Genomic DNA, 14,907 nt, shown 5'->3' with positions numbered 1-14,907 from the left:
CGCGGTGCTCAGTGAACGCAGACTTGAGGTCCTGCGCGCCATCGTCCAGGACTACGTCGGGACCGAGGAGCCGGTGGGTTCGAAGGCCCTGACGGAGCGGCACGCGCTGGGCGTCTCGCCGGCGACCGTGCGCAACGACATGGCGGTCCTGGAGGAGGAGGGCTTCATCGCCCAGCCCCACACCAGTGCCGGACGCATTCCGACCGACAAGGGCTACCGGCTGTTCGTCGACCGGCTCGCGGGCGTCAAGCCGCTGTCGTCGCCGGAGCGGCGGGCCATCCAGAACTTCCTGGACGGGGCCGTCGACCTGGACGACGTGGTGGCGCGGACCGTGCGGCTGCTCGCGCAGCTGACCCGGCAGGTCGCCGTCGTGCAGTACCCGTCGCTGACGCGGTCCACCGTGCGGCACGTGGAACTGCTGTCGCTGGCCCCGGCCAGGCTGATGCTGGTGCTCATCACGGACACCGGGCGGGTCGAGCAGCGGCTGGTCGACTGCCCGGCGCCGTTCGGCGAGACCTCGCTGGCGGACCTGCGGGCCCGGCTCAACAGCCGGGTGGTGGGGCGCCGCTTCGCGGACGTCCCGCAGCTGGTGCAGGACCTGCCGGAGTCCTTCGAACCGGAGGACCGAGGAACCGTTTCGACGGTGCTCGCCACTTTGCTCGAAACCCTGGTCGAGGAGACCGAGGAGCGGCTGATGATCGGCGGAACCGCCAATCTCACCCGCTTCGGGCACGACTTTCCCCTGACCATCCGGCCGGTGCTGGAGGCGCTGGAGGAGCAAGTGGTGCTCCTCAAGCTGCTCGGCGAGGCCAAGGAATCGGGCATGACCGTACGAATCGGGCATGAGAACGCCCATGAGGGGCTGAACTCCACGTCCGTCGTCTCGGTCGGCTACGGTTCGGGCGGCGAGGCCGTCGCAAAACTCGGCGTGGTCGGACCGACCCGCATGGATTACCCCGGAACGATGGGAGCGGTACGCGCAGTGGCACGTTACGTCGGACAGATCCTGGCGGAGTCGTAAGTGGCCACGGACTACTACGCCGTACTGGGCGTACGCCGCGACGCATCGCAGGACGAGATCAAGAAGGCGTTCCGGCGCCTGGCACGTGAACTCCACCCGGATGTGAATCCGGACCCGAAGACGCAGGAGCGCTTCAAGGAGATCAACGCCGCCTACGAGGTCCTCTCGGACCCGCAGAAGAAGCAGGTCTACGACCTCGGCGGCGACCCCCTGTCGTCCTCCGGCGGCGGTGGCGCGGGCGGCTTCGGCGCGGGCGGCTTCGGGAACTTCTCGGACATCATGGACGCGTTCTTCGGCAACGCGGCGCAGCGCGGCCCGCGCTCGCGCACCCGCCGGGGCCAGGACGCCATGATCCGCCTGGAGATCGACCTCAACGAGGCGGCCTTCGGTACGACCAAGGAGATCCAGGTCGACACCGCGGTGGTGTGCACGACCTGCTCCGGCGAGGGCGCCGCCCCCGGCACCTCGGCGCAGACGTGTGACATGTGCCGCGGCCGCGGTGAGGTGTCGCAGGTCACCCGGTCCTTCCTGGGCCAGGTCATGACCTCCCGCCCCTGCCCCCAGTGCCAGGGCTTCGGGACCGTCGTGCCCACGCCGTGCCCGGAGTGCGCCGGCGACGGCCGCATCCGCTCGCGCCGCACGCTCACGGTCAAGATCCCGGCCGGTGTCGACAACGGCACCCGGATCCAGCTCGCGGGCGAGGGCGAGGTCGGCCCCGGCGGCGGCCCCGCCGGTGACCTGTACGTGGAGATCCACGAGCTCAACCACGACGTCTTCCAGCGCCGCGGCGACGATCTGCACTGCACGGTGACGATCCCGATGACGGCGGCGTCGCTGGGCACCAAGGTGCCGCTGCAGACGCTGGACGGCATGGAGGAGGTGGACATCCGCCCGGGTACCCAGTCGGGCCAGTCCATCCCGCTGCACGGGCGCGGTGTGACGCATCTGCGCGGCGGCGGCCGGGGCGACCTGATCGTCCACGTCGAGGTCACCACGCCGACGAAGCTGGACCCCCAGCAGGAGGACCTGCTCCGCCAGCTGGCCAAGCTGCGCGGCGAGGAGCGGCCGCTCGGGCAGTTCCAGCCGGGGCAGCAGGGGCTGTTCTCCCGCCTGAAGGACGCGTTCAACGGGCGCTGAGTCCGGGTGCTCCGCCCCCGGGCCCCCACCGCGGGCGGGGATTCGGGTGCGGAGCGACACCCATGGCACGATGCGGGCATGGCTTTGACCGATCTCTGCCGGTATCCGATCGTGCAGGCTCCCATGGCCGGTGGCGTCTCCGCCCCCGGCCTGGCCGCCGCGGTCGGCGAGGCCGGCGGACTCGGGTTCCTGGCCGCCGGCTACAAGACCGCCGACGGCATGTACCAGGAGATCAAGCAGCTGCGCGGGCTCACCGGGCGGCCGTTCGGGGTCAATCTGTTCATGCCGCAGCCGCCGCACACCGACCCGGCCGTCATCGAGGTCTACCGCAACCAGCTGGCGGGCGAGGCCACCTGGTACGAGACGCCGCTGGGCGAGGCCGCCTTGGGCGGCGACGACGGCTACGAGGCCAAGCTGGCGATCCTGCGCGAGGACCCGGTCGCGGCCGTCTCCTTCACCTTCGGCTGCCCCGAGCGCGAGGTGCTCGCCGCGTTCGCCGCGCTCGGCACGTACACCGTCGTCACCGCGACCACCCCCGACGAGGCGCTGGCCGCGCAGAGCGCCGGGGCCGACGCCGTGTGCGTCCAGGGGATAGAGGCCGGCGGGCACCAGTCGACCCACCGCGACGACCCGCAGGCCGACGGCTCCGGCATCGGGCTGCTCTCCCTGATCACCCAGGTCCGCGAGAGCGTACGGCTGCCGGTCATCGCGGCCGGCGGGCTGATGCGCGGCGCGCAGATCGCGGCGGTGCTCGCGGCGGGCGCGGACGCGGCCCAGCTCGGCACGGCGTTCCTGGCCTGCCCCGAGTCCGGCGCGCACGCGCTGCACAAGCAGGCGCTGACCAACCCCCTGTTCGTCCGTACGGAGTTGACCCGGGCGTTCTCCGGACGCCCGGCCCGCGGCCTGGTGAACCGTTTCATGCGCGAGCACGGGCCGTACGCCCCCGCCGCCTATCCGGAGGTGCACCAGCTCACCGCCGGGCTGCGGCGGGCCGCCGCGGCGGCGGGCGACGCCCAGGGCATGGCGCTGTGGGCGGGGCAGGGGCACCGGCTGGCGCGGGAGCTGCCGGCCGGGCAGCTGGTGGAGGTCCTGGCGGCCGAACTGGACGCGGCGCTGGCCGCGTTGGCCGCCGCATCGAGAAACCGAACCACATGAGGAGTACGTCATGACCGCCCCGGTCTTCGTCGTCGACCGTTTCCACGAGTCCGGGCCGGGCGGCCGGTACGTCCTGGACGGGCCCGAGGGGCGGCACGCCGTCTCCGTGAAGCGGCTCAACCCCGGTGAGGACGTGGTGCTCACCGACGGGCTCGGGAACTGGGCGGACTGCGTGGTCCTGGAGACCGAGGGCAAGGACCGCCTGATCGTCCGGCTCGACTCGGTGAGTCACGAGCCCGGACCCGAGCCGCGCATCACCGTCGTCCAGGCGCTGCCCAAGGGCGACCGGGGCGAGGTCGCGGTCGAGACGATGACCGAGACCGGCGTCGACGCCGTGGTGCCGTGGCAGGCCTCGCGCTGCATCACGCAGTGGAAGGGCGACCGGGGCGCCAAGTCCCTCGCCAAGTGGCGCGCCACGGCCCGCGAGGCGGGCAAGCAGTCGCGCCGGGTGCGGTTCCCGGAGGTACGGGACGCGATGACGACCAAGCAGGTTGTCGCGTTTTTGGCCACGGCTGATTTCGCCGCGGTGCTGCACGAGGACCGGGACGCCCCGAGCGAGCCGCTGGCCACGGCCGAGCTTCCCGCGCACGGGGAGATCGTCCTGGTGGTGGGCCCCGAAGGGGGCGTCTCCCCCGAGGAGTTGGCGGCCTTCGCACAGGCGGGCGCCCGGCCGTACCGGCTCGGCCCGAGCGTGCTGCGCACCTCCACGGCGGGCACGGCGGCGGCCGCGCTGCTGATGGGGCGCACCGGCCGCTGGTCGTGACGCCGTAGATCCGCTCGTGACGTGGTGGAGGCAGGCCGTGACGTCGTAAAGCCGTCTACCGCGCCGGGCGCGTCGGTGGGACGCTGGCGCGTATGGGGGCAAGGAGATACGTAACGTTGCCGCTGCGCCACCGGCGCGCGCTCGCCGCGCTCGGTCTGGCCGGGGCGGCCGCCGTGGGCGCCGCGGCCTGCGACCCGGTCGGCGGCATGAGCTCGGTCACCGTCTCGGTGACCACCGACAAGGTCGCCACGAGCAAGCTGGAGCACGACGGCGTCAAGGTGCGCTATCTGACGTGCACGGCGAAGATCGACGGGGGCGGCAGCTCGACCCGTACGCCGTCGGCCGGTTCGACGCGCTCGGTCGCCACGGTCGACTGCCGGGGCCGCACCGACGACAACAAGAAGATCAGCGTCACCGGCAAGGTCACGGAGGAGCGCGAGGACCGCTGCGTACGCGGCGACCTGACGGCGAAGGTCGCCGACCGCACGGTCTTCCACGCGAGCGTCCTGGGCGACTGCAACGCCCCGCCCCCCACCAGGAACACCCCCAGGCCCCCGGGGAAACCGGGCAGCCGCCCGACGGTGACGGTCACGGTGACGGTGACGGAGTCGTTCAGGGGCAAGTGACGAACCGGGACGGATGAGCACGGGGCGAGTGGGGATCGGCGGGCAGACGTCAGTAGCATGCCTGTGACTGATCCACTGTTCCACCGCGACCGAGGAGCTCAGGACCGTGGCCGGAGAGCCGCAGGCGGACTGCCTGTTCTGCAAGATCGTCTCGGGGGATGTCCCGGCGACCGTCGTCCGCGAGACCGCGACCGTCGTCGCGTTCCGCGACATCAACCCCCAGGCGCCGACGCACATCCTCGTCATCCCGCGCGTCCACCACCCCGACGCCGCCTCGCTCGCCGCGGCCGAGCCGGGGATCGCCGCCGACCTGCTGCGCGAGGCCGGGGAGATCGCCGCCGCCGAGAAGATCGACGGCAGCGGGTACCGGATCGTCTTCAACACCGGCAGCGGCGCGGGCCAGACCGTCTTCCACGCGCACGCCCACCTGCTCGGCGGCCGCGGCCTCCAGTGGCCGCCGGGATAGGACCGGTAATCCCACGTGTCCGTACGTGAATTGGTGGTGCTCGGCACCGCCAGCCAGGTCCCGACCCGGCACCGCAACCACAACGGCTATCTGCTGCGCTGGGACGGCGGGGGCATCCTCTTCGACCCCGGTGAGGGCACCCAGCGGCAGATGCTGCGGGCCGGGGTGGCCGCGCACGACATCGACCGGATCTGCGTCACGCACTTCCACGGCGACCACTCGCTGGGGCTCGCCGGGGTGATCCAGCGGATCAACCTCGACCGCGTGCCGCACCCGGTCACCGCGCACTACCCGGCGAGCGGGCAGCACTTCTTCGACCGGCTGCGGTACGCGACGGCCTACCGCGAGACGGTCGAGCTGGCGCAGGTGCCCGTAGACGGCGAGGGGGCGGTGCTGGCCGCGACGGACGCGTACACGCTCGAAGCGCGGCGGCTCTCGCACCCCGTCGAGGCGTACGGCTACCGGATCACCGAGCCGGACCGGCGCCGGATGCTGCCTGCGCTCCTGGCCGAGCACGGCATCGCAGGGCCGGACGTGGGCCGCCTCCAGCGCGAGGGCGCGCTCGGCGGGGTGAGCCTCGACGACGTCAGCGAGACGCGGCGCGGACAGCGGTTCGCCTTCGTCATGGACACCCGGCTGTGCGAGGGCGTGCCCGCGCTGGCCGAGGGCTGCGACATGCTGGTGATCGAGTCGACGTTCCTGGACGAGGACGTACGGCTGGCGGAGGACCACGGGCATCTGACGGCAGGTCAGGCGGCTGCGGTGGCCCGGGACGCGGGGGTCCGCCACCTCGTGCTCACGCACTTCTCGCAGCGGTACGCGGACCCGGCCGAGTTCGAGCGGCAGGCGCGGGGGGCGGGGTTCGCGGGGGGGCTGACGATCGCGGCGGATCTGATGCGGGTGCCGCTGCCGAAACGTACGCCGTAGTCGCCCTCGCGCTGTTTGCCCCTTACCTCTCCGCTCCCTTCAGGAAAGCGCTTCCATGCCCCTCCCCAAAGCCGAACTCCACCTCCACATCGAAGGCACCCTCGAACCCGAGCTCGCCTTCGAACTGGCCGCGCGCAACGGTGTGCGGCTGCCGTACGCGGACGCCGAGGAGCTGCGCAAGGCGTACCTCTTCGACGACCTCCAGTCCTTCCTCGACCTGTACTACTCGCTGATGGCGGTGCTGCGTACGGAGGACGACTTCGAGGCGCTGGCGGAGGCGTATCTGGCGCGGGCGGCGGCGCAGGGGGTGCGGCACGCGGAGATCTTCTTCGATCCGCAGGCGCATACGGCGCGCGGCGTGCCGATCGGGACGGTGGTGGAGGGGCTCGGCCGCGCCCTTGACCGGAGCCGGGAGCGCCACGGTGTCTCCACCGCGCTGATCCTCTGCTTCCTGCGCGACCAGTCGGCCGAGTCCGCCCTGAACACGCTGGACGCGGCGCGGCCGTATCTGGACCGGATCGTGGGCATCGGCCTCGACTCGGCGGAGGTCGGTCATCCGCCGGCGAAGTTCCGCGAGGTGTACGCGGTGGCGGACTCGCTGGGGCTGCGGAAGGTGGCGCACGCGGGGGAGGAGGGGCCGCCGTCGTACATCACCGAGGCGCTCGACGTCCTCGGGGTGGAGCGGGTGGACCACGGCCTTCGGGCCCTGGAGGACCCGGCGCTGGTCGCCCGTCTGGTCCGGGACCGGATCCCGCTGACGCTGTGCCCGCTCTCGAACGTGCGGCTGCGGGCGGTGTCCGAGCTTTCGGCGCATCCGTTGCGGCGGATGATGGAGGCGGGGCTGCTGTGCACCGTGAACTCTGATGATCCGGCGTACTTCGGGGGGTATGCGGGGGACAACTTCGATGCGGTGGGGGCGGCGTTGGGGTTGTCCTTCGAGGATCTGCGGGTGCTTGCTCGGAACTCGTTCCTGGCGGCGTTTTTGGAGGGGGAGGAGGGGGTGCGGGAGGGGTACCTGGCGGAGGTCGAGGCGTATGAGTTCCCCACCCCGCCCCTTCCCTAGACCCTCCGGGGGTGGGTGGGTGGTCGAGGCTCGCTTCCCGGGGGCTGCGCCCCCGGACCCCGTTTGCGGGGCCTGCGGCCCCTGCACCCCGCTGTGTTCGGCTGCGGACCGTGGAGGGCTGGTCGCGCAGTTCCCCGCGCCCCTGAAATGCTCGGCTTCGCCCTCGCCATAGCCCGCAACCTCCTAGGGGCGCGGGGAACTGCGCGACCAGCCCACCACCGGCCCGCAGACGAACCCCGGGCTAAAAGGGGCGCGGGGAACTGCGCGACCAGTTGGGGACGGCCCGCAGACAAACACGGGCACTGGCCCAACGCGCGAGCACCCCGGCCCCGGCCCGCAGGCGGCACTCACACCGACAGGCTGAACTCCTCGGCCCGGACCACCGTCTGCGGGGTCGCCACCACAACCCCGCGCGGGCGCGATGCCAGCAGGGTCAGCGGGCCGGTCGTCGCCAGCAGCAGGGAACCCAGCACCGCCCCCATCCCCCCGAACCCCAGCCCGGACGACAGCACGCTCCCCGCCAGGGGCCCGCACGCCACGCCCAGGGACGACGCCGAGCCCGCCAGGACCGCCCAGCGGCCTCGGGGGTCCAGGGACGCCGCCAGGGACAGCAAGTACGAGAGCACCACGGGGTAGAAGACGTTCCAGAGGATCTCGCCCGCCGCGAAGGGCGCGAGGCTCCGCGCCGACGAGCTCAGCACGACGCACCCGGCGATCACCACCGTCCCCACCCCGATCGGCACCGCCCGCCCCAGCCGCGCACCCAGCGCCCCCGCCCCGGTCACCCCGAGCAGGCCCGCGCCCAGCGCCACCGCGAACACCGCGCCCACGGTGACCTCCGTCAGGCCCGCCTGGGTCAGGCCGATGCGGCCGCTCACGCCCCACAGCGCGTTCTGCGCCAGGGACCAGCAGAGCATCCCCGCCGCCAGCACAGCGCCGGCGCGCCGGTGCGGCAGGCGGGCGGACGTGACGCGCCCGGTGGTGGGGACCGGTGCCGGGCCCGGCAGTCGGCTCGTCACCGGCCACACCGCCCCCGCCACCACCCCGATCGCCGCGAACGGCACCCCGTGCCCGCCCCCGAAGTGAGGGATCGTCAGATACAGCGCCCCGGCCGTCGCGGACACGGACAGCAGCCCGAGCGTGGTCAGCCGGTGCGGGTCCCGGCGCGCGGCCATCCCGGACGCGGCCACCGCCGTCGCCGTACCGGATCCGAAGCCCCCGACCACCGCGCCCGCCACGACCAGGGGGAGGAGCGACGTCAGCGCGGCCGCGCCGTAACCGCCCAGCGCGAGCAGCAGGCCGAGGCGGGCCAGGCGGCGTTCCCCGTACCGCTCCACCCGCGCCGCCAGCGCGAAGCCCGCCGTCGCCGAGCTCAACAGCAGCGTGGAGCCGATGAGTCCGGCCTGTGCGGGGGAGAGACCGAGGCCCGACGAGAGGCGGCCCACGACGGTCGGGAGCAGATACGCGGCCAGGTAGCCGGCCGTGAAGACGGCGACCAGCGGCCAGGCGGCACGAGGGCGTGCGGGCATGGGCGTTCCAGGGAGCGGTGCCCGAACGGGCAGAGAGGTGCGGAGAAAGTTCAAAGAGAGGGGATGCGCCCGGTGTTGTCACATACGGGAACGCGGCCCAATTTGTATCAAGCACTCCGAGTGCGCGAAAAGCCGTCGATCAGTGAGCTGTGTCACATTTTGTTTGGGGTGGGGAGTGCGCGGGTACCCCCTCGATCCTCCCTCTCTCGCTCCCTAGTGGCCCTTGACCCTCCCTCGTTCACATACCTAGTCTCCATTCCCATGGATGCACACCCGCAGTGTCACGCCATCGTCGACATCCGGCTCACCCCCGTCCTCATCGCCGATCCCCCGCTCCTCAACATCCAGGGCGTGCACCAGCCGTACACCCCCCGCCTCGTCGTCGAAGTCGTCACCGACAGCGGCGTCACCGGGGTGGGGGAGACCTATGGCGACACCAAGTACCTCGAACTCGCCCGGCCGTACGCCGACTCCCTCCTCGCCGCCCGGCACGACCTCTCCGACCTCAATGGGCTGTTCACTCTCATGAACAACCTGCCCGTCGACGAGGCCCGCGTCGACCACTCCGTGGACGTCGGCGGGCTGCGCGGTGTCCAGAGCGCCGACAAGCTGCGGCTCTCCGTCGTCTCCGCCTTCGAGGTGGCCTGCCTCGACGCGCTCGGCAAGACGCTCGGCGTGCCCGTGCACACGCTCCTCGGCGGGAAGGTCCGCGACAGCGTGGAGTACAGCGCCTATCTCTTCTACCGGTGGGCCGAACACCCGGGCGGGGCGGGCGAGAAGGACGACTGGGGGGCGGCCCTCGACCCCGAGGGGATCGTGGCGCAGGCCCGGCGGTTCGCGTGCGCGTACGGGTTCGGCTCGTTCAAGCTCAAGGGCGGTGTCTTCCCGCCCGAGCAGGAGGTCGCCGCGGTCCGGGCGCTCGCCGAGGCCTTCCCGGGGCATCCGCTGCGGCTCGACCCGAACGGCGGCTGGAGCGCGGCCACTTCGCTGCGCGTCGCCGCCGAGCTCGCGGACGTACTGGAGTACCTGGAGGATCCGGCGTCCGGCACGCGCGCGATGGCGCAGGTGTCGGCCGGTACGGACGTGCCGCTCGCCACCAATATGTGCGTGACCACCTTCGGGGAGATCCGGGAGGCGTTCCTTGGTGACGCCGTGCAGATCGTCCTCAGCGATCACCACTACTGGGGCGGGCTGCGCAACACCCGTGAGCTGGCCGCGATCTGCCGCACCTTCGGGGTGGGGCTCTCCATGCACTCCAACACCCATATGGGCATCAGCCTCGCCGCGATGACCCACGTCGCCGCGACCGTGCCCAACCTCGACCACGCCTGCGACAGCCACTACCCGTGGCAGAGCGAGGACGTCGTCGTGGACCGCCCGGTCTTCCGGGGCGGACGGCTCGCCGTCTGTGACGCACCCGGCCTCGGCGTCGTCCTCGACCGCGACGCGCTCGACCGCCTCCACCGGCGCTGGCTCGCCGACGACGGCACCCTGCGCGACCGCGACGACGCCGCCGCGATGCGGCTGGCCCCTGGCTACGAGGAGTGGCGTACGCCCACCCTGCCGCGCTGGTAGCGGGGACCTGTCGTTGTCGTACCCATCGGGCACACTGGCCTGATCCGTACGCGAACGGGGAGTCCGCCGTGACCACATCCAGCAGAGAGCAACAGGACCGCGCCGACCAGTGGGGCCACACCGCGGGCGTCGACCCGCTGGGCAAGGTGCGCCGGCCCCGCGACCCGGAGTGCGACGTCTTCCTGACCGGCACGGTCTTCCTCGACATCATCTTCACCGGCCTCGACTCCGCCCCGGTGCGCGGCACCGAGTCCTGGGCGCGCGGCATGGGCTCCAGCCCCGGCGGCGTCGCCAACATGGCCATCGCGCTCGCCCGGCTCGGGCTGCGCACCTCGCTGGCGGCGGCCTTCGGCGACGACCACTACGGCGAGTACTGCTGGGACGCCCTGGAGCAGGGCGAGGGCATCGACCTGTCGCTGTCGCGGACCGTGCCCGGCTGGCACTCGCCGGTCACCGTCTCCATGGCGTACGAGGGCGAGCGGACCATGGTCTCGCACGGCCACGAGGCGCCCCCGGAGGAGTCGGCTCCCGCCTCCCCGCCACGCGCGCGTGCCGCGATCGCCTCGCTGGTGCCCGGGCGCACCGAGGAGTGGATCGCCGACGCCGCCCGGCACGGCTCGCGGATCTTCGCGGACGTCGGCTGGGACGACACCGGGCACTGGGACCTGGCGGGCCTGACCGGGCTCGAACACTGCGAGGCGTTCCTGCCCAACGCGGACGAGGCGATGCGCTACACCCGCACCGACTGCCCGCGCGCGGCCGCCCGCGCCCTCGCCGAGAAGGTGCCGGTCGCGGTGGTCACGCTGGGCGCGGAGGGCGCGTACGCGGTGGACGGCTCGACCGGCGAGACCGCCGAGGTGCCCGCGATCGCCGTGGAGGCGCTCGACCCGACCGGTGCGGGCGACGTGTTCGTGGCCGGATTCGTCACCGGCACGCTCGCGGGGTGGCCGCTGGCGGACCGGCTCGCGTTCGCCGGGCTGACGGCGGCGCTGTCGGTGCAGGAGTTCGGGGGGTCGCTCTCCGCGCCGGGGTGGGCGGAGATCGCGGCGTGGTGGCAGGCCGTCCGCACCCGGTCCGGGCAGGACCCCGCGGCCCTGCGCCGGTACGAGTTCCTGGAGGGTCTGCTGCCGGGCGCGGCCCGGCCGTGGCCGCTGCGGCGGGCGGTCCCCACGATCGGCTTCCGCAGCCCGGCGTGAGTGCCCCGGTCGGGCGATCGTTCGTCTGCGGACCGTAGGTGGCTGGTCGCGCAGTTCCCCGCGCCCCTAAAAGCGCCCCTTCGGGCCGCCCTCGCAGCCGGAGCAGCCACGGCCCCCCAGGGGCGCGGGGAACTGCGCGGCCAGCCCAGCACCGGCCCGCAGACGACCACCCGGTAAAACCCCTCGGCACTGTCAGTGCCAGGTCGTACGCTTGGTATTCCAGAGGTTGTCGAGCAGCGAGAACCCTGCAACGGGAGGTATGCGCAGGCCACAGAGCCGGCCCATGACTCAGACACCCACACAGCCGCAGGCGAGTGCCCAGATCAAGGTCCCTGCCAAGCACCCGATGGTGATGCTGCTCGGATCCGGCGACTCGCTGCTGCGCGTGATCGAGAAGGCCTTCCCGGCGGCCGACATCCACGTCCGGGGCAATGAGATCAGTGCCACGGGGACCTCGGCGGAAGTCGCGCTCATCCAACGCCTGTTCGACCAGATGATGCTGGTGCTCCGCACCGGTCAGCCGATGACGGAGGACGCAGTGGAACGCTCGATCGCCATGCTCAGGGCGAGCGAGAACGGCAAGGGGGAGGACGGCCACGAGACGCCGGCCGACGTGCTCACGCAGAACATCCTCTCCAGCCGCGGTCGCACCATCCGCCCCAAGACCCTCAACCAGAAGCGGTACGTCGACGCGATCGACAAGCACACGATCGTCTTCGGCATCGGCCCCGCCGGTACCGGAAAGACCTATCTCGCCATGGCCAAGGCGGTCCAGGCCCTGCAGTCCAAGCAGGTCACCCGGATCATCCTGACCCGGCCCGCCGTGGAGGCGGGCGAGCGCCTCGGCTTCCTGCCGGGCACGCTCTACGAGAAGATCGACCCGTATCTGCGCCCGCTCTACGACGCGCTGCACGACATGCTGGACCCGGATTCGATCCCCCGGCTGATGGCGGCGGGGACCATCGAGGTCGCCCCGCTGGCGTACATGCGCGGTCGTACGCTCAACGACGCGTTCATCATTCTGGACGAGGCGCAGAACACCAGCGCCGAGCAGATGAAGATGTTCCTCACCCGCCTCGGCTTCGACTCGAAGATCGTCATCACGGGTGACATCACCCAGGTCGACCTGCCGAACGGGACGAAGAGCGGTCTGCGCCAGGTCCAGGAGATCCTGGAGGGTGTCGAGGACGTCCACTTCTCCCGGCTGTCGTCCCAGGACGTCGTCCGGCACAAGCTCGTCGGCCGTATCGTCGACGCGTACGAGAAGTACGACAGCCAGCAGGGCCACAACGGGAAGTAGTCAGAGCGCACCATGTCGATCGACGTCAACAACGAGTCCGGAACCGAGGTCGACGAGCAGGCGATCCTCGACATCGCCCGCTACGCGCTCACGCGGATGCGGATCCACCCGCTCTCCGAGCTCTCGGTGATCGTCGTGGACGCCGAGGCCATGGAGCAGCTGCACATCCAGTGGATGGACCTGCCCGGTCCCACCGACGTCATGTCCTTCCCGATGGACGAGCTGCGTCCGCCGATGAAGGACGACGAGGAGCCCCCGCAGGGGCTCCTCGGTGACATCGTGCTCTGCCCCGAGGTCGCCAAGAAGCAGGGCGAGGACGCGCCGACGCAGCACTCCATGGACGAGGAGCTCCAGCTCCTGACCGTCCACGGAGTGCTGCACCTGCTGGGGTACGACCACGAGGAGCCGGACGAGAAGGCCGAGATGTTCGGTCTGCAGGCGGCCATCGTCGACGGCTGGCGGGCGGAGAAGGGCCACACCGGTCCCTCCCCGGCGCCGACCGTCTCATGACCGGGCAGCTGCTCTTCGGCGCCGTCGCCCTGGTCGTGGTCGCCTGGCTGGCCGCCTGCGCGGAGGCCGGCATCGCGCGTACGTCCTCGTTCCGCGCGGCCGAGGCCGTGCGGTCCGGGCGGCGCGGCGCGGCCAAGCTCGCCCAGGTGGCCGCCGACCCCACCCGCTACCTCAATGTGGCCCTGCTCGTCCGGGTCGCCTGCGAGATGGCGGCCGGGGTGCTGGTCACCTATGTGTGCCTGGAGGACTTCGGGGAGACCTGGACGGCGCTGCTCGTCGCCATCGCGGTCATGGTGCTCGTCAGTTACGTCGCCGTCGGCGTCTCGCCGCGCACCATCGGCCGCCAGCACCCGCTGAACACGGCGACGGCCGCCGCGTACGTACTGCTGCCGCTGGCCCGGATCATGGGCCCGGTGCCGCAGCTGCTGATCCTCCTCGGCAACGCGCTCACGCCCGGAAAGGGCTTCCGCAAGGGCCCGTTCGCCTCCGAGGCCGAGCTGCGCGCGATGGTCGACCTCGCCGAACAGGAGTCGCTGATCGAGGACGACGAGCGCCGGATGGTGCACTCGGTCTTCGAGCTCGGCGACACGCTGGTGCGCGAGGTGATGGTGCCGCGCACCGACCTCGTCTGCATCGAGCGCTACAAGACCATCCGCCAGGCGCTCACCCTCGCGCTGCGCTCGGGCTTCTCGCGGATCCCGGTGACCGGCGAGAACGAGGACGACATCGTCGGGATCGTCTACCTCAAGGACCTGGTCCGCAAGACGCACATCAACCGTGACTCCGAGGCCGATCTGGTCTCCACCGCGATGCGCCCCGCGGCCTTCGTGCCCGACACCAAGAACGCGGGCGACCTGCTGCGCGAGATGCAGCAGGACCGCAGCCACGTCGCCGTCGTCATCGACGAGTACGGCGGCACGGCCGGCATCGTCACCATCGAGGACATCCTGGAGGAGATCGTCGGGGAGATCACCGACGAGTACGACCGGGAGCTGCCGCCGGTCGAGGAGCTCGCGGACGGCTGCTTCCGGGTCACCGCACGGCTCGACATCGGCGACCTGGGCGAGCTCTTCGGGCTCGACGCGTTCGACGACGAGGACGTGGAGACGGTCGGCGGGCTGCTCGCCAAGGCGCTCGGGCGGGTGCCGATCGCGGGCGCCAAGGCGGTCGTGGACCTGCCGGACGGGCGGGCCCTGCGGCTGACGGCCGAGTCCCCGGCGGGCCGCCGGAACAAGATCGTCACCGTGCTCGTGGAGCCGGTGCCGGTCAAGGAGGAGGAAGAGGCGTGACACCCCAGGAGCTCAGGGCCTTCTGCCTGGCGTTCAACGCGGCGACCGAGGAGTTCCCGTTCGACGCGCGGACCTCGGTCTTCAAGGTCCTCGGGAAGATGTTCGCGCTGAGCAACCTGGACGGCACACCGCTCACCGCCAACCTCAAGTGCGACCCGGACGACGCGGTGCGGCTGCGCGCCGAGTACCCGGCGATCGTGCCCGGCTGGCACATGAACAAGCGCCACTGGAACACGGTGGACGTGGATCAGCTCCCGGACCGGCTGGTCCGGGAGCTGATCGAGGATTCGTACGACCTGGTCGTTGCCGGTCTCCCGAAGGCCGAGCGCCTCCGGCTCGACCGGCCCTGA

General features: G+C 71.8%; 15 protein-coding genes. 14 read left to right on the top strand and 1 reads right to left on the bottom strand.

Features of this window, described 5'->3' with window-relative positions; genetic code table 11:
• Positions 1-4 precede the first annotated feature (4 nt).
• From hrcA to BX283_RS15790, 8 genes are all read left to right on the top strand, one after another.
• Positions 5-1,021: a heat-inducible transcriptional repressor HrcA gene (hrcA, locus tag BX283_RS15825; RefSeq protein WP_101388258.1), complete on the top strand. Its 1,017-nt coding sequence runs from the start codon at positions 5-7 to the stop codon at positions 1,019-1,021.
• On the top strand, positions 1,022-2,158 hold the full coding sequence (gene dnaJ / locus BX283_RS15820; protein WP_067158864.1) for a molecular chaperone DnaJ: 1,137 nt from the start codon (positions 1,022-1,024) through the stop codon (positions 2,156-2,158). It begins immediately after the preceding gene.
• 78 nt (positions 2,159-2,236) lie between these two features.
• The gene (locus BX283_RS15815) at positions 2,237-3,313 is read left to right on the top strand and encodes a nitronate monooxygenase (protein ID WP_101388257.1); all 1,077 of its coding nucleotides are present in this window, start codon (positions 2,237-2,239) and stop codon (positions 3,311-3,313) included.
• 10 nt (positions 3,314-3,323) lie between these two features.
• The gene (locus BX283_RS15810) at positions 3,324-4,076 is read left to right on the top strand and encodes a 16S rRNA (uracil(1498)-N(3))-methyltransferase (protein ID WP_101388256.1); all 753 of its coding nucleotides are present in this window, start codon (positions 3,324-3,326) and stop codon (positions 4,074-4,076) included.
• A gap of 116 nt (positions 4,077-4,192) precedes the next feature.
• A complete protein-coding gene (locus tag BX283_RS15805) occupies positions 4,193-4,702 on the top strand; it encodes a hypothetical protein (protein ID WP_257582877.1) in 510 nt (169 codons plus the stop codon).
• Between the two features lie 106 nt (positions 4,703-4,808).
• On the top strand, positions 4,809-5,168 hold the full coding sequence (locus BX283_RS15800) for a histidine triad nucleotide-binding protein (RefSeq protein ID WP_101388254.1): 360 nt from the start codon (positions 4,809-4,811) through the stop codon (positions 5,166-5,168).
• Between the two features lie 15 nt (positions 5,169-5,183).
• Entirely contained in the window at positions 5,184-6,095 is a 912-nt protein-coding gene (locus BX283_RS15795) for a ribonuclease Z (RefSeq protein WP_101388253.1), read from the top strand.
• Positions 6,096-6,150: 55 nt separating this feature from the next.
• A complete protein-coding gene (locus BX283_RS15790; protein ID WP_101388252.1) occupies positions 6,151-7,158 on the top strand; it encodes an adenosine deaminase in 1,008 nt (335 codons plus the stop codon).
• 347 nt (positions 7,159-7,505) lie between these two features.
• Here BX283_RS15790 and BX283_RS15785 read toward each other — a convergent pair whose 3' ends face one another.
• Entirely contained in the window at positions 7,506-8,687 is a 1,182-nt protein-coding gene (locus BX283_RS15785; RefSeq protein ID WP_257582876.1) for an MFS transporter, read from the bottom strand.
• A 261-nt stretch (positions 8,688-8,948) separates the two neighbouring features.
• Here BX283_RS15785 and BX283_RS15780 point away from each other — a divergent pair, with 261 nt between their 5' ends.
• From BX283_RS15780 to BX283_RS15755, 6 genes are all read left to right on the top strand, one after another.
• Positions 8,949-10,262, top strand: a complete 1,314-nt coding sequence (locus BX283_RS15780) for a glucarate dehydratase family protein (protein WP_101388251.1) — start codon at positions 8,949-8,951, stop codon at positions 10,260-10,262.
• A 68-nt stretch (positions 10,263-10,330) separates the two neighbouring features.
• The gene (locus BX283_RS15775; RefSeq protein WP_101388250.1) at positions 10,331-11,458 is read left to right on the top strand and encodes a carbohydrate kinase family protein; all 1,128 of its coding nucleotides are present in this window, start codon (positions 10,331-10,333) and stop codon (positions 11,456-11,458) included.
• Between the two features lie 283 nt (positions 11,459-11,741).
• Positions 11,742-12,758: a PhoH family protein gene (locus BX283_RS15770; RefSeq protein ID WP_101388249.1), complete on the top strand. Its 1,017-nt coding sequence runs from the start codon at positions 11,742-11,744 to the stop codon at positions 12,756-12,758.
• A gap of 12 nt (positions 12,759-12,770) precedes the next feature.
• Positions 12,771-13,268: an rRNA maturation RNase YbeY gene (gene ybeY, locus BX283_RS15765; protein WP_101388248.1), complete on the top strand. Its 498-nt coding sequence runs from the start codon at positions 12,771-12,773 to the stop codon at positions 13,266-13,268.
• Positions 13,265-14,557 carry a hemolysin family protein gene (locus BX283_RS15760; protein ID WP_101388247.1) on the top strand — a complete coding sequence of 431 codons (1,293 nt, stop codon included), beginning with the start codon at positions 13,265-13,267 and terminating at the stop codon, positions 14,555-14,557. Before ybeY ends, BX283_RS15760 begins: the two co-directional genes overlap by 4 nt.
• The gene (locus BX283_RS15755) at positions 14,554-14,907 is read left to right on the top strand and encodes an MmcQ/YjbR family DNA-binding protein (RefSeq protein ID WP_101388246.1); all 354 of its coding nucleotides are present in this window, start codon (positions 14,554-14,556) and stop codon (positions 14,905-14,907) included. Before BX283_RS15760 ends, BX283_RS15755 begins: the two co-directional genes overlap by 4 nt.

Source organism: Streptomyces sp. TLI_146 (assembly GCF_002846415.1).
Taxonomy (GTDB): domain Bacteria; phylum Actinomycetota; class Actinomycetes; order Streptomycetales; family Streptomycetaceae; genus Streptomyces.
Note: the sequence above shows the minus strand (reverse complement) of the source record. Positions and strands in the feature narration are given on the sequence as shown.